12 protein-coding genes and 2 rRNA genes are annotated in these 15491 nt (G+C 42.8%); 5 read left to right on the top strand and 9 right to left on the bottom strand.

What is annotated here, in order from left to right:
• Nucleotides 1–61 precede the first annotated feature (61 nt).
• The 6 genes from L870_RS0104420 to L870_RS0104395 form a co-directional block, all read right to left on the bottom strand.
• Nucleotides 62–466: an EF-Tu/IF-2/RF-3 family GTPase gene (locus tag L870_RS0104420; RefSeq protein ID WP_028517105.1), complete on the bottom strand. Its 405-nt coding sequence runs from the start codon at nt 464–466 to the stop codon at nt 62–64.
• 24 nt (nt 467–490) lie between these two features.
• On the bottom strand, nt 491–1681 hold the full coding sequence (nifS, locus tag L870_RS0104415) for a cysteine desulfurase NifS (RefSeq protein ID WP_028517104.1): 1191 nt from the start codon (nt 1679–1681) through the stop codon (nt 491–493).
• Nucleotides 1682–1693: 12 nt separating this feature from the next.
• Entirely contained in the window at nt 1694–2134 is a 441-nt protein-coding gene (gene rnhA / locus L870_RS0104410; RefSeq protein ID WP_028517103.1) for a ribonuclease HI, read from the bottom strand.
• Between the two features lie 177 nt (nt 2135–2311).
• Nucleotides 2312–3757, bottom strand: coding sequence for a proline--tRNA ligase (gene proS, locus L870_RS0104405; RefSeq protein WP_028517102.1), 1446 nt, complete (start codon nt 3755–3757; stop codon nt 2312–2314).
• A gap of 103 nt (nt 3758–3860) precedes the next feature.
• Complete coding sequence (locus L870_RS0104400; protein ID WP_028517101.1) at nt 3861–4544, bottom strand: hypothetical protein; 684 nt, start codon at nt 4542–4544, stop codon at nt 3861–3863.
• 162 nt (nt 4545–4706) lie between these two features.
• Nucleotides 4707–6755: an endo-1,4-beta-xylanase gene (locus tag L870_RS0104395; protein ID WP_028517100.1), complete on the bottom strand. Its 2049-nt coding sequence runs from the start codon at nt 6753–6755 to the stop codon at nt 4707–4709.
• Nucleotides 6756–7562: 807 nt separating this feature from the next.
• Between L870_RS0104395 and rplM the strand changes: the two genes are divergently transcribed.
• The 5 genes from rplM to L870_RS0104370 all read left to right on the top strand — a co-directional run bounded on the left by rplM (nt 7563) and on the right by L870_RS0104370 (nt 13256).
• Nucleotides 7563–7991: a 50S ribosomal protein L13 gene (gene rplM, locus L870_RS0104390; RefSeq protein WP_028517099.1), complete on the top strand. Its 429-nt coding sequence runs from the start codon at nt 7563–7565 to the stop codon at nt 7989–7991.
• Nucleotides 7992–8008: 17 nt separating this feature from the next.
• The gene (gene rpsI, locus L870_RS0104385) at nt 8009–8410 is read left to right on the top strand and encodes a 30S ribosomal protein S9 (protein ID WP_028517098.1); all 402 of its coding nucleotides are present in this window, start codon (nt 8009–8011) and stop codon (nt 8408–8410) included.
• Nucleotides 8411–9613: 1203 nt separating this feature from the next.
• Nucleotides 9614–10330, top strand: coding sequence for a cytidine deaminase (locus L870_RS0104380; RefSeq protein WP_028517097.1), 717 nt, complete (start codon nt 9614–9616; stop codon nt 10328–10330).
• A gap of 31 nt (nt 10331–10361) precedes the next feature.
• Nucleotides 10362–11885 (top strand): diguanylate cyclase domain-containing protein, encoded by a 1524-nt coding sequence (locus tag L870_RS0104375; RefSeq protein WP_028517096.1) that lies wholly within the window; start codon nt 10362–10364, stop codon nt 11883–11885.
• 114 nt (nt 11886–11999) lie between these two features.
• Nucleotides 12000–13256, top strand: a complete 1257-nt coding sequence (locus tag L870_RS0104370; RefSeq protein ID WP_028517095.1) for an AbiH family protein — start codon at nt 12000–12002, stop codon at nt 13254–13256.
• A 42-nt stretch (nt 13257–13298) separates the two neighbouring features.
• Here L870_RS0104370 and L870_RS0104365 read toward each other — a convergent pair whose 3' ends face one another.
• From L870_RS0104365 to L870_RS0104355, 3 genes are all read right to left on the bottom strand, one after another.
• A complete protein-coding gene (locus L870_RS0104365; RefSeq protein WP_242836486.1) occupies nt 13299–14864 on the bottom strand; it encodes an ArnT family glycosyltransferase in 1566 nt (521 codons plus the stop codon).
• Between the two features lie 287 nt (nt 14865–15151).
• A 5S ribosomal RNA gene (gene rrf, locus L870_RS0104360) occupies nt 15152–15268 on the bottom strand.
• A 73-nt stretch (nt 15269–15341) separates the two neighbouring features.
• Nucleotides 15342–15491 (bottom strand): 23S ribosomal RNA (locus L870_RS0104355); the annotation flags it as partial.

Below are 15491 nucleotides of genomic sequence, written 5' to 3'. Positions count from 1 at the left end.
TTGTTATTCTTTCGCGGTCTCATGCCGCTGTATTTCACGAAAAAAGTATATTAACAGGGAATCACTTCTTCTTGATTATGTCGTTTCTGGATACTTGCTTCCTGTCGATATCCTTCAGCATGATACCTGCATTTGCACCCTCGGAAATAAATTCACAGACCTTACGGAACTGCTCTATACCAACGATAGTCGTCGGAGTACCTGCATTTCCATTGTGTATGAGCAGAACCTCATCGCCAACACGAAATATACCGCCTGTTACTGTACCTGTAACTACTGTTCCTCTTCCTGATATAGTGAATACATCTGTAACAACGAACTCAGAATAGGTACCTTCGGCAACTCCTGACTGCGGGGTATAATACGCCTCGTATTCACGAAGCTCTTTTTCATCATCAGTCATAAATCCTGTATCAGACTTATCGCGGTTAAATATCATTTCCTTGAGCTTATCCAGAAAATTCATAAATACGCCCCCTATTATGGTGTTTTATTCGTATTTCTCGCCCTTCATCATTCTCTCCCATACAGGTGACATTGAACGCAGCTTGTCCACTACCTTCGGGATAACTTCAAGGATATAGTCGATATCCTCATCTGTTACATCTTCCTCGATAGAAAGTCTCAGCGAACCATGAGCAACTGCATGAACGAGACCGATGGAAAGCAGAACGTGTGACGGGTCGAGTGAGCCTGATGTGCAGGCTGAGCCCGATGAACCGCATATACCGTTAAGGTCGAGCATGAGCAGGAGTGATTCTCCCTCCAAGCCCTCAAAGGAAATATTCAGATTTCCGGGGAGTCTCTTGTCTCTGTCGCCGTTAAGACGGGTATACGGTATCTTGAGAAGCTCGTCTATAAGACGGTTTCTCCTTGGAGTTATGACAGCAGCCTTTTCGGCAATATTGCGTGTTGCAGCCTCGATAGCAACTCCGAGACCTACGATAGCAGGTACATTTTCCGTGCCTGCACGTTTTGCGCGTTCCTGACCGCCGCCGTGTATAAGATTAGGCAGAACTATACCCTTGCGGATATAAAGTGCGCCTATGCCCTTCTGGGCGTGTATCTTATGTCCTGAAAGGGAAAGCATATCTATTCCCTGCTTGTGGACATCTATATCAATATGTCCCACAGCCTGTACTGCATCGGTATGGAAAAGAACGCCCTTTTCCTTGCAGACTGCGGCTATTTCTTCAATAGGCTGTATAGTGCCTATCTCGTTATTTGCATACATTATGGTAACAAGTGCGGTATCCTCGCGGATAGCCTTTTTTACGTCCTCGGGGTCGATGAGGCCCTTGTCGCTTACAGGCACATATGTTACCTCAAAGCCGTGCTTTTCAAGGTATTCACAGGTATGAAGAACTGCATGGTGCTCAAATACGGAAGTAACGATGTGTTTCTTTCCCTTTTTAGCCATAAGCTCCGCAGTACCCTTGATAGCCCAGTTGTCGGACTCTGAACCGCAGCTTGTAAAGAATATCTCCCTCGGCTCAGCTCCCAGAGCCTTTGCTACCTTTTCACGGGCGATCTCAACATCTCTCTGTGCATCGCGTCCAAGCTTGTATATACTTGATGCATTTCCGTAAGCCGTTCTGAAATAAGGGAGCATAGCGTTCAGAACTTCCTCCGAAACCGCGGTAGTCGCTGCATTATCTGCGTAAATAAATCTTTTTTCCAACGATTTATCCTCCTATTTTGCATATTTATCACGCTGCTCGACTGCAAGCCTGTCGCAGCGTTCGTTTTCGGGGTGTCCTGCGTGTCCTTTTACCCAATTAAATGTAACATCGTGCTTTTCAAGGAGCGGCAGAAGCTGTTCCCACAGGTCAACATTCAGAGCAGGCTTTTTGTCGGATTTTATCCAGCCTTTCTTCTTCCAACCGTATACCCAGCCCTTTGTTACGCTGTCTACAACGTATTTGCTGTCGGTGGTAAGAATGACTTTGCACGGCTCTTTCAAAGCCGAAAGTCCCGTAATGACTCCGAGAAGCTCCATTCTGTTATTGGTAGTTGCGCTGTCTCCGCCCGAAAGTTCCTTTTCGATGCTGCCAAAACGAAGTACCACGCCGTAGCCTCCGGGTCCGGGATTGCCGCTGCATGCGCCGTCAGTGAATATCTCAACTGTTTTTATATCTCTCACCTCTGAAAACTTTACATGATATATTCTATCATATTAAATATACAAAATTGGTAGGTGTTAACCTTGGTAAACCTAAAATATTTCATATTCGCAGTCAATAATTATAGTACATATAAATAAAGCCTGAGAAAGCTTTTATTTCTCAGGCTTTGTGATCTCACAGACTTATCAATAAGCCTTGCCCCAGTAAACCATATACTTAGCAGGCTTGCCGCAGCATACGCACTTGTCGCTGATCTGTTCCTGCTCGAATGGGATACATCTTGAGCCAACGCCTGTCTTTTCCTTTACCTCGTCCTCGCAAGCCTCTTCGCCGCACCACATTGCCTTTACGAAGCCGTCGCCCTTCTCTTCAAGAGCATTTTTGATCTCGTCGAGAGTTGTGCAGGTATAAGTCCTGTTTGCACGGTTCTCGGCAGCCTTATTGAACATACCCTCGGGTATCTCCTTTTCAAGGAGAGCCTTTACATATACAGCAAGATCGCCGAGAGCTACTGTTTTCTTTTCGCCGCTGTAACGTACAGCTACGATGCACTGATTTTCTTCTATATCACGAGGTCCTATCTCGATACGAACAGGTACGCCCTTCATTTCGTACTCGGCAAACTTCCAGCCCGGTGAGTTCTCGCTGTCATCGACCTTTACTCTGATGCCTGCGGCTTTGAGCTCGTTGAGAAGCTCGCCAGCCTTGTCGAGAACGCCCTCCTTGTGCTGTGCGATAGGTACGATAACAGCCTGAATCGGAGCTACAGCAGGTGGGAGAACAAGTCCGCTGTTGTCGCCGTGAGTCATGATAACTGCACCGATAAGACGAGTCGTTACGCCCCAGCTTGTCTGATGAGGATTTACTCTCTTGTTTTCCTTATCTGTATATTCAATGCCGAAAGCCTTTGCAAAGCCATCGCCGAAATAGTGTGAAGTACCTGCCTGTAAAGCCTTACCGTCGTGCATAAGAGCTTCGATAGCGTAGGTGGAAACAGCACCTGCGAACTTGTCACTCTCTGTCTTTTTGCCCTTTACAACAGGCATAGCGAGAGACTTTTCGCAGAAATCAGCATACACATTGAGCATACGCTCTGTCTCTTCGATAGCTTCCTCAGCTGTTGCGTGGATAGTATGACCCTCCTGCCAGAGGAACTCTCTTGAACGGAGGAAAGGACGAGTTGTCTTTTCCCAGCGCACAACGCTTACCCACTGGTTGTAGAGCTTAGGGAGATCACGGTATGAATGAACTATATTAGCATAATGCTCACAGAAAAGAGTCTCGGAAGTAGGACGTACACAGAGCCTGTCCTCAAGCTTTTCGCTGCCGCCGTGAGTTACCCATGCAACCTCGGGAGCAAAGCCCTCAACGTGATCCTTTTCCTTCTGGAGAAGGCTCTCGGGGATAAACATAGGCATACAAACATTCTCGTGTCCCAGCTCCTTGAAAGTAGTATCAAGGATATGCTGCATATTCTCCCATATAGCGTAACCATAGGGACGTATTACCATACAGCCCTTAACGCTTGTATATTCGATAAGCTCTGCCTTTTTGCAGATATCGGTATACCACTGAGCAAAATCCTCGTCCATTGAGGTTATCTCGGATACCAGCTTTTTATCTTTTGCCATATATTATGACCTCTTTCTGTTATATTTCAATAGATACAATTATTATATCATCTATTTTTACTGTTGTCAATCGGAGCATACCCAATTTACGCAATTTCCTTGCTTATATCTGAACTATCATATATAAGAGCAGGTATGTGCAGACCAAAGCACCGATGATCATTACTGCCGCCATGATCTTTCCGACAGCTGTTTCGGGAGCTGAACCGCGGTTCTTTATGAAATGTATTGTCAGAAGCACCACTGCCAGAGCATTGTAAATGCCTATTATGAGCCATCTGATATTCATTTTATTGCTGAGCAGATCAATGTAGTATTCATTTGGGAGTATTCTGTAATCCGAGCCTGAGAAGTTTTCCTTTACCTTTCGGCTTGTGCTCTTGACGTTGCCCTTTATTTTGATGCCGCTTATGTTATTATAATTCTCGCTGTCGAAATTTTCGCCGAAGTCCTTATCGGCACGTACCAACAGTCCGCTCTGCTCATCATCTGACAGAATGATATAGTAGTATTCTTTCAGTATCGGCAAACCGCATATTCTATGAGAATACTCAAAATTCGGGTGATGTGCGCCATATGCCGGCTCACCGCTTACGCAGCTGCCGTCCTTATATCCAAATTTGAAAGCATCATCAAGTGACTGGCTTTTCTTGGTCATACCTGATATGCCCATAAACAAGCCCAGTACTGCCAAAACAGCTAATACTATTATAGCAGGTACAGGCGATACATTTTTCCTGCCACCCTCAAATGTGGGATTCCCATCTGAAAAATTTCTAAGATCCATTATAATTCTCCTTTGATAGTATTCGTAAGAATATTGATATTTACGGGGTGCATGATATAGGTCTATGATATCACAATTGCCGAAAAATGTCAATATACAGCAAAAGGCTGCACAGACTCGCCGTGCAGCCTTTTATATTAACTATATCACGTAAATCACAGATCAATCAGCGATCTTCTCTTCAAGACTGCGCTTGCCGAGGAGATGCTCCTGTATTGCAAGTGCATCGTCATTTGTAATGCCCTTGCTTGTACCTGCTATATCAGCGTTTGCCCAGCCCTGCTTTGTGATAGCATGCTCGTCTGTACCGCCGATGCCGTACTTGTTAGGGTTAGCAAGTGCCTGCATGATGATAACAACGTCGCCCATGTCGATCTGGCTGTCGTTATTTGCGTCGCCGAGCTTAGTTGCCTTAACTTCTTCAACCACAGATGTTGTTGTCTGAGCAGAAGTTGTAACTGATGTAGTCGTGGTTGTAGTAGTTGTTGTTGTAGTTACCTTGCCGCCGTCTGCAATAGTAGTTCTTACAGGATCAGAAGCAGTTCTGTCGCCTACGATAGCCTTGAATGCAGGCTTAGCCATGAAGTCCTTATCGAAGATAAGCGGATTCTGCGAAGCTCTCCAGCTCTTTGTATCTGTAACGCCCCAGAAGATAACAGCTGAGATCTTGTCTGCATACTTCTCATAGAGCTTGAAGAGTCCCTTGTAGTAATCAGCCTGAACATCGAAATACTTGTCGCCCGATTTATCCTGTACAGTAGCATCGAGCTCTGTGATCTGAACATCAAGACCGAGTTCTGTGTAATTCTTGAGAGCTGTCTCATACATACCAAGTGACGGGAATGCTGCTGAAAGGCTCTCTCTTACATCAAGGTGAGACTGCATACCGATACCGTCGATATTGCCTGCCTTCTTGATCCTTTCAGCCATTTCGCATACAGCATTCATCTTGCCTGTCATGTACTCGTTAAAGTCATTGTAATAGAGCTTGCAGCCCTCAGGAGCATACTTTCTTGCATACTCAAAAGCGTAGTCGATAAATGAGTTGTCGCCGAATACAGCTACCCAGTCAGAGGCAGCGTAGTTGTTTGACTGAGCGCAGTGACCTGCCTCACGCGGCTTACCGTCATCTGTCCATGCTTCGTTTACAACGTCGCAGGCATAGAAGTCTATATCAGGGTAAAGCTTTGTAAGAGTCTCGAAATATGCCTTTATATAGTTCTCCATACGCTTCTTCATCTTATCGGGAGAAACATAGTCTTTCTTCTCATCAAAGTCCTCCTTGAAGAACCACTCAGGAGTCTGGCTGTGCCATACGAGAGTGTGAACTCTTACAGGAATACCGTATTTTCTTGCATAATTGAGAACAGGCTTAGCCTGTGCAAAGCTTATCTGAGGAGTCGTATCGTCGCCTGTCTCCTCGAAATATTTAAGTGTAGCTTCCTTGTTAAGAACATAATCGGGCTTCATCTGGTTGCCGACTGTAATGCTCTCGCCGAAGTGCTTCTGAACCAGATCCATAAATGGCTGTGAAGCGAGGTCATCAGGAGTAAGAGCAGTACCTACCTTGAACTGATCCTTGTATAACTCACTGAGTGAAGGAAGATCCTTCTCGATATCTATATGCGGAGCTTCAACGATCTTGAAGTCGTCAATGTAAAGATCGTCCGAGCCGCCCTCAAAGTAAACGTAAACTCCCTCCATACCGTCGCTGTAGCTGATCGGTACGTCCTTGACTGTTGACCAGTCGCTGCCGTTCAGGTTCTGAACGAGGTTGGAGTAAGATGTAACTCCGTCAGCTGTTGACTGGAAGCTGAGCATTGCGCTTGTGTAGTACTTACCCTTTACAGAAGCACTGAGGTAATACTGCTTATTTGGTTCGAGTACGCCGTCAAGACGGAATGCAGGACCGTTCCAGCTCTCGCTTCTGCCGCTTGCAAGAAGTCCGCTCTTGCCGCTCTTTGCAGCATCTGCCGAAATTGACACCTTTGTAGTATCGTCGCCGCCTCTGTTTGACCAGTTAGCGAGATCGTCCTCACTCTCAAAGCCGAGGTCGAATACTACTTTACCCTCTGCTGATGCGGATACCTTGTTGTTTGACAGCTGTACGTCTGCGAGTGCTACTGCATGAACAGCTGATGCTGTTGCTGTCAGTGTCATAGCTGCACCCATAACACCTGCAATCAGCTTGTTGATGTGTTTTCCTTTCATAGTAAAATTCCCTCCAAAAATAAATTTTTGTGTATATATTGTATCATGTTTGTACAAATAAGTCAATGATTACAGGGCATAAAGAGCAATAATTGGCAAGATTACATATATGACAATAAAAATGGTCAGGCAGCGTACGAGTTAGTCGTAGGGGCGGATATTATCCGTTAATTACGCTGCAGGCACATGAGCGAATCGTATAGACGACCATTTAAGCAGTGCTCCAAATCTTTGATTTGGTTAGCAATGCCATATGCAGAGCTGGCTGTCCGTGTCCGTATCTGATGTTGTATGTTTGCGGACGCGCAATGCGCGTCCCTACAATAACATATTATAGTATTTATTGCGTAAAGGAATCACGGACGCAGAGCCTGCACCCCTTGCTCGCTCGCATATCATCAAAATGGCAGTCGTTTCTCAGCACGAGGTGTATCATCGAAATCAACGGGCTGCCAAAGGCAGCCCCTACAAGCTAAAGGCTAAGGGCTAACGCTCGACAATTTGCACACAATTTCACGGAATATCTCCGCATTTTTCTACTTCAAAAAGATGAAATGAAACATGAGAAACAGAGAGAAACAGAGCATAAGCGAGAGATTTTAAGAGAAAATAGGGTATATATTAAAAAAATCCTTAAAAATCCCTTGACATACTACTTTATATCGTGTATAATAAATCTTGCACTGTGAAGGAACAGGCGTTTTTTCGGGAAGCAAGAGGCAGGTCCTTAAAGCTTTATTCGGAGGCTCTGCCTCTTGTTTCCGAATTCGCTTTCCTTCCGAAATATAATTACAGGAGGAAAATATTATGTCAACTACACTGGCAAAACCCGCTGAAGTAAGCCGTACTTGGTATATCCTCGACGCTGAGGGTCAGTCCCTCGGTCGTGTTGCTGCTAAGGCTGCTCACATTCTCAGAGGCAAGCATAAGCCTACTTATACTCCCAACGTAGATTGCGGAGATCACGTTATCGTTATTAACTGCGCTAAGGCTGTTCTTACAGGAAGAAAGCTCGAGCAGAAGAAGTACTACTGGCACACAGGCTGGATCGGCGGTCTCAAGTCCATTTCTTACAAGGATATGATGGCTGAGCAGGCTGACAGAGCTATGATGATCGCTGTTAACGGTATGCTCCCTAACAACAGCCTCGGCAGAGCTCAGCTCAAGAGACTCAGAACCTACAAGGACGCTAATCACAAGCAGGAGGCTCAGAAGCCTGTTGCTTACGAGCTTTAATTAGGAGGTGCTTTTAAATGTACGAATCAAAAGTTAAATACTACTACGGAACAGGCAGAAGAAAGCACTCCGTAGCAAGAGTAAGAATTTACCCAGGTTCAGGTAATGTTACTATAAATGGCAGAGGCATTGATGAGTATTTCGGTCTCGAAACACTCAAGCTCATCGTTCGTCAGCCTCTCGCTCTTACTGACAATGTTGAGAAGTTCGATATCGTTTGCACTGTTGCAGGCGGCGGCGTTACAGGTCAGGCTGGCGCTATCAGACACGGCGTTTCAAGAGCTCTTCTTGAATTCGATCCCGAGCTCCGTCCAACCCTCAAGAAGGCTGGCTTCCTCACTCGTGACCCAAGAATGAAGGAGAGAAAGAAGTACGGTCTCAAGGCTGCTCGTCGCGCTCCTCAGTTCTCAAAGAGATAATTTTATCCCTGCTGAGAGAATTCAAAGAAATACAAGTACCTTTGCTTTGCAGAGGTACTTTTCTTTTACCTCTGAGAAATCCTCGCAGCTCAGCTGCTGCGGTCATGGCTAAAAACAGTCCACAGGACTGTTTTCTTAACGCCCCGACAGTTCTCAAAGAGATAATTTTATCCCTGCTGGGATTACACAGAATTCCCGATTCCAAGCGAATCGGGAATTTTTTTATTCAGAAATGTACTCCTCGGCCAGCGGTAGCTAACAAAGCATTTATATTGTTTCCACATATATACACTATCAAATACAGATTGCACTTAGCAAATACAGGCCGGACACCTTTTGCCGGAACCGGTGAGATTTACAGAACTACAGATCAGGCCCGCCGTTCAGAAGCTCTGAAAATAAAAAGTTCGATAAGCCCACAAAAAAATCGCAGGTATTCTCCTATCGAGTTTTCCATTAAATTTGATGCAAAAAATTGTTATTCTCCGTAGTAAAAAATGCATACGCCGTATACATTGAAGGTTCTACAAAAGGGATATCTCATCAAAAATATCACATTTTGGCTATCGTGGCGCTGTTCAGCACTTAAAATCGCTCATTTTTTATATAAAAACCGTACCTATATCTCATCATATAGTATTATTATATCGCCCTCTGATTCGGGGCAGTTTGCCTCGCCTTCATTTCGTCAAAAGCCACAATAACTCCCGTAAAAACCGCTATTTTCTTGTGCCTTGCCGCTCAAAAAGTATAAATATTGTTATTATAAGCTTAAATACTTAAAGTTTTTGATATATACATACTGTTTAACGATATATGGTTTTTATAATCAGAGATTACCATTTATACTTGGAGTATTTATTTTTATTTAATATTATATATGTATTATGAATTTTCAGTTAACAGCGCATACTTTTTATTTAATGCTGAAATATGTCTAAAATCTGCCGTTTGCAAAAACGCTCAGCTGTCAAATGCGCATCTTATAGCACAATACGAACATTTTTTGGAGTTAAAAAATGCACCTTTTCTTCATTTTTGGGGTTGAGCAAATTTGCATTTAGGTGTATAATTTTATTATAAAGAACATATGCAGTAACAAGCCTTCCGATCAAAATCAATTAGTATTTCGATTAAGAGGGATTTTTTTATCACCAAACACGAAATGCTAATGGCTACTAATTTAAGATGTGAGGTGAAATAATGAATTCAGAGGCGATATTTAATGCTGCTCATTCAACAGCTATCAGACTTTTAGAATCAGGAGCTTTCGTTACCCCGTCCGATACAGTCTGCGCTTTGCAGACCGATTCAGGCAGGATCTATACAGGCATCAGCCATACAGATATGAATAACTCGATCCACGCAGAAGTGGACGCGGTAAGGAATATGCTCGCAGCAGGCGAAAATATCATAATAGGGCTTCTTCTGATCAGCACACAGATGAGGACTCCTATGCTGCCTTGCAATAATTGTCTTGGCTATATTTTGTCGCTTGCACAGGAAAATATCGGGTGTATGGTCATGCTTCAGGACAGGATGATCAGCATAAACGAGGTCGGAATGTTTGCCGCGCCTATGGGCGGAATGATGGATAACCCTAATTTCGTCGGACATACACCTGTACAGCCGCAATTTATTTCAGCACACGCTGTCGCTCCACCACCTGTCCCTCAACCAATTACTGCACCTGCTGCTCCACAAGCTCCCGAACCTGTCCCTTCATCAGAACCTGAAGAAATACAGGAACCTGATATCAAAACTGTCAGAGAAACTTCCACAGCAAACACGGAAAACGCCAAAGGCGATCTGCTGAAAAACAAAGTCAACAGCCTTTTAAGATCTGTTGACGATGACACTGATGAGTTTCTTGAAAGTCTGCCGACAAAGAAAAAGAAGTTCGGCTTTTTCAGGAAGTGATATGAAGTAAAAACAGGGAGGATTTTTTAATATGAGAGGACAAAAAAAGATGTCAACTGTAAGCATAGTGCTTATAGTACAGCTTATTATCTTGCTTGTGCTGTCTCTGGTCATCACAATGACCGTCAGCTCAGCAACACGAAACAATTCTATCCGTAATCTTAAAACTATCACCAACGAACGCGCAAGTATTATCGAGGCCTACGTTAAGAACTCTGAGGACAAGCTCACTTACTTCAGTAAAGCGTCCATTGTCAAGAAGTTCCTTAAAAGCCCCGAAAATACTGCACTTCAGGCTGAGGCTCAGGCTTACACAGAGGATTATTCAAACGATATAGACAATCTTGAAGGTCTCTGGATAGGCGAATGGAATACCCACTGTATCGCACATACAAATCCCGAAACAGTCGGTATCACTACAAGAAAAGAAGCCGATTCGCTCCGCCAGCTTCAGGACGCACTGGTAAAGGCAGGAAACGGTGTTTACAACACAGGTATGATAATCTCGCCCGCTTCGGGAAAACAGATAGTTTCAATGTATAAAGCTGTATACGATGACAACGGAGAGCCTGTCGGCTTCGTGGGACTCGGTATCTATACAGCAGGTCTTATTGACACCCTTAATCAGCTCCCTATCAATGGCGTAAAAGATGTTACCTACACAATGGTAAACGTTGAGAGCGGTAACTTCGTTTTCAATAACGACTCAGAGCTTATCGGTACTGCCGCAGAAAATAAAGAGATAAAGGCTATCTGCAAAAAGCTCAGCGGTACTGCGGAAGCAGCTCAGGGCAGCTTTGAATATAAGGAAAACGGCAAGAAGTATATCGGTATATACTCCTATATACCTGACTATAACTGGATATTCATTCTCAATGATACCAAGAGCGAGGTTTATTCGCTTACAAATGTAATGCGTATCTATATGGCAATATTCGGTGTTGCTGTTTTTATCCTTATGATAATATTCAACTTCATCAACAAGATGCAGGAAAAAGCAAACCAGAAGCTTGCTTCTACTATCATCAAAAGCAACAAAACCAAGGAATCACTTTATACTGCTATGTTCAAGGATGTTCTTACAGAAGTCGGAAACAGAATCGCTTTCTCTATGGATTTTGAGGGAAAAGATGCTACTCCCGATGAACCTTATTACTTCGTTATGTATAATATAAACAACTTCAGCAGAGTAAATACCCAGTACGGCAACGACGTCGGCGACTGGCTGCTCGTCAGAACAGTTGATATAATCAATCAGGTATTCAAGGGCAGCAGGATCTACCGTACAGGCTCAGACGAGTTCATCGTTGCAATAAAGGGCAATATCAACGATGTTGCTTATACAGACATAATCGAGGACGCTACAGACGCTTACAAACGTCTTACAGCAGGTCAGAATACCCCTATGGGAAGAATCAATTTTGAATTCAGATCATCTGTATGTAAGAAGAGCGGAAATATCAATACTTCTGTTATCACTGTCCTCAAGGATATGATAAACAAAAACAGCAATGCAACAGTAGGTCAGATCACTTACAATGACCTTGATTCATAATACCTCACAAGTCCCTGCTTTTGCAGGGACTTTTTTTGTTGACAAGCTCCTGCTCATCGTGATATAATGTTAAAAACCGACTCTTTTCTACACTATTCGACGGAGGAGATATTTATGAATATTCTTGTCATCGGCAACGGATTTGATATTGCACACGGACTGCCTACAAAGTATCAGGATTTTCTGGAGTTTGTAGCTTTCTTTAAAAAAAAATGTTCTTTAAATCTTGATAAAATAGAAGAATTTAAACCTTACGGAAATGAAGAACATTACGAAAAATATCGTGAATACTTTGAAAAAATGGAGAAATCAGTCCGAGATGAATATCTGTCGTTAATAGAAAACAACCTATGGTTTCACCATTTCGACAAAGCCTTTCAAAATAATCTGAAAGAAAAACAGAACTGGCTGGATTTTGAAGCAGAAATATCAGATGTTGTACAGGAATTGGACAGAATAAGAAAGGAAGTAATACAATATAATATTACAAAAAACCCCAACACAAACATTGAAATTAATCAAAATTACGACATTCTTATGTCTTTAGCACCATATCTAACAAGCCAAAATAATTCTACAAAAAAAATAAAGGAACTTAAAGAAAAGCTTATTGATGACTTAGACCGCCTTACACGATGTCTCGAATTATATCTTTCCGACTTTATAAAATATAGTGATTGCACTGAAAAAGAATTTTTCAAAAAAATGATGCCGATTCATGTTCTGAACTTCAATTATACAGATACTTTTAATCGAGTGTATAAAAAAATAAAAAAAGATGAGGTAAACAGCGCAAGCAACTACATACACGGCCGAGCACGTAATAAAACAGAACAAGAACTTAACGACGAAGCAGAAAAGATATTCAAAGAAAAGATCAAAAAAGAAATAAAAGAACAATACGAGAAAATAAGCAATAAAGAATTGGAGGAAAAACTAAAAGAGAAATTAGCCGAAGATAAAACAATAAAATATCATGATAAATTTGTAAAGGAATATAAAACAAAGACCTGCGATCTTGTCCTTGGAATAGAAGAATACCTCGAAGGCGATGATAAAAATAAAGACAACGAGTATATAGAATTCAAGAAATTCTATCAGCGCATCTTCAAGGGAACAGGAGATAATTACAAAAACTGGCTAAGCATGGGCAGAAATATAAATACATATATTTACGGTCATTCGGTTGCAACAACAGACGGCGATATAATAGAAGATCTTATAAAAGCATCTAAATCAACAACGATCTACTACCATAGTAAAAGTGCATTGCATGATATTATCCTTAACCTTGTACAGATAATAGGCGAAGAAGAACTTATAACACGCACCTCAGCCGATAATCAAAGCATCATTTTTGAAGAAGCATAAAATGACAAAAAAGTCCGAAAGCAAAACACTTTCGGACTTTTTTCATTCGCCTAAGGCTACCATAAAATAAATAAACGATGACAAAACCGCAAAAACCACCGAGGCAGGTGCAAGACATATCTTCAGCGCCTTTGCAGCTGCTATGCCGCTTTTCTCCGCATTTGAAAGCTCAAAGCCGAGGAAAAGTGCTCCGATAATGACAGTCGGCATGAGATAGCGGAAATTCATACTGCAAACAAACCGATAATTCATCGAAAGAACATAAAGATTGCCTACAAGGAAAGCGTAGGTATACACCAAAAATACCTTCTGAACTCTGTCTGCTGCGCCTTTTCTGATAGTTCCCGTAATTATGCACACAAAAGCTACAGCAGCAATAAATACAGCAAGCCAGAAAAATACAGCGCAGACTTTATTCATATACTGCCTTGTCGCAAAATTATTTCCGTTGATGAACTCACCAAAAACGGAGTTCTTGAGAATAGCGATCAGCGGATTATGCTCGTTAAAGCCCTGAGGTTCGCCATATTCATCGCGCCACAGCCAGTTTTCGTAGACATTTTTCACCTGTACAAGAGAGAAATCCGTAATGCGCTCCCAGAAGGTTATCCCCTTTATAGACTGATCCATTTCGGGGAGCTCCTGCACATACGTAAGGGGTATGCCCCAGCGGATAAGTCCGCGCACAGGGAACCAGAGCCCGAGAGGAGCACATACAGCTCCGAAAGCCACAAAATGTCCCAGAAGCTTCTTCCACAATTTCTTGAAGCTCCTTATTAAAACCACAAGAAATACAATTGCAACAGGTATAGCTATCAGAGCAGCAGAGAGCTTCGCCATCATACCAAGACCAATGCAAAGAGCAATGCCTATGATGTTCTTCAGCGTCGGCTCTTTGTACCATTTAAGGGTGAGAAGAACAGCTCCCATAGTCAGCGCCCACGCAAGAGCATCATTGTTTACAAGGCTTGCAAGGAACGTAAAACACGGGTGAAATGCAGTAATTATAAAAGGAATATAAAGAGCCGCTCCGTCAAGCCTGAAATGGCGGAATATCTTATATGCTGTGATGATTATAGTCAATGAGTAAAACATAGGAAGGATCTGCACCGACTCCACCGCCTTGTTCATATCCACACCGAATACCCCGTTCATAAGATTTATCCATACAGCACATAAAGCGTGATGCAGAGGCGGATGGCAATACTGGGATATCCCTCTGTAATCAGCGTCATAAAGCTTATGATTATAAAACAGATAAGCCACATAGCCAAGATGTCCGGGAGCTGCTTCGTCGGGAGCTCCGAACCAGTTAACATCATGCTGACGCTCATAAACAGATGTGCCAAGTACGTATGTGAGCTTCACCGTAAAGCTAAGACAGAATATAAGCAGCGCATTGCACTGACGCTTGAATTTCTCATTAAAAAGTGCAGCATACAGCGCAAAAGAAATAAGTATACCAAATACAAAAACCGTTGTGAGCCTTTGCTTGTGATCTTCAAAATATGTAACCCCCAGCAGCCCGACTGCTACAGCCGCGACAGTCAGAGGCAGTGATACCTTCAGATCAAAACCGTTCTTTATACACTGTACAGCGACAGCCAAGCCTGCCGTTAAACAGTAGACAATAAGCAATACATATACCGAACAGCCTGCTGACGTATCTATCGAACAAAAAAACAACGGAACAGTCGCTATACAGAGCAGAAAAGCTGTAATATACGAGTGAGCAGCGAAAAAGCAAAATAAGCGGCTTAACGCGTTCTCAGATCCTTTTTCGCAGGTCGAATTATTATTCATATAATACTCCTTATTTTATCAGATATTTAATTTTATCATATAAGAGAAAAGATGTCAAATAAAAAAGGACTACGTGAAGTAGTCCTTTAAAGTGTCGGCACTGATTTAGTTTCCCGGGCCGTCACCAGCCAAGTATCGTCAACGCGAATGAGCTTAACTTCCGTGTTCGGAATGGGAACGGGTGTGACCTCATTGCCATAAGCACCGACTTAATATATACATACTTTTGAAGTTTTGAAACGAATAAAGCGTAATGCGAGGCAAGAACTCTTAATGAAGTAAAAAGGAAAAGCCCTCGACCGATTAGTACTCGCAAGCTGAACGTGTCACCACGCTTACACTTTGAGCCTATCAAACTCATAGTCTTTGAGAGGTCTTACTCTTACGAAGGGATATCTTATCTTAAGGTCGGCTTCACGCTTAGATGCCTTC

Source organism: Ruminococcus flavefaciens ATCC 19208 (genome assembly GCF_000518765.1).
Taxonomy (GTDB): Bacteria; Bacillota; Clostridia; order Oscillospirales; family Ruminococcaceae; genus Ruminococcus; species Ruminococcus flavefaciens.
This window is presented reverse-complemented; position numbering and strand designations above follow the sequence as displayed.

Excerpts from the sequence above, each read along its gene's own strand:
- L870_RS0104375 (WP_028517096.1), top strand. The coding sequence starts at position 10,362 with ATGAGAGGACAAAAAAAGATGTCAACTGTAAGCATAGTGCTTATAGTA.
- rpsI (WP_028517098.1), top strand. The coding sequence starts at position 8,009 with ATGTACGAATCAAAAGTTAAATACTACTACGGAACAGGCAGAAGAAAG.
- L870_RS0104380 (WP_028517097.1), top strand. The coding sequence starts at position 9,614 with ATGAATTCAGAGGCGATATTTAATGCTGCTCATTCAACAGCTATCAGA.
- L870_RS0104420 (WP_028517105.1), bottom strand. The coding sequence starts at position 466 with ATGAATTTTCTGGATAAGCTCAAGGAAATGATATTTAACCGCGATAAG.
- rplM (WP_028517099.1), top strand. The coding sequence starts at position 7,563 with ATGTCAACTACACTGGCAAAACCCGCTGAAGTAAGCCGTACTTGGTAT.
- L870_RS0104370 (WP_028517095.1), top strand. The coding sequence starts at position 12,000 with ATGAATATTCTTGTCATCGGCAACGGATTTGATATTGCACACGGACTG.
- L870_RS0104400 (WP_028517101.1), bottom strand. The coding sequence starts at position 4,544 with ATGGATCTTAGAAATTTTTCAGATGGGAATCCCACATTTGAGGGTGGC.
- proS (WP_028517102.1), bottom strand. The coding sequence starts at position 3,757 with ATGGCAAAAGATAAAAAGCTGGTATCCGAGATAACCTCAATGGACGAG.
- L870_RS0104395 (WP_028517100.1), bottom strand. The coding sequence starts at position 6,755 with ATGAAAGGAAAACACATCAACAAGCTGATTGCAGGTGTTATGGGTGCA.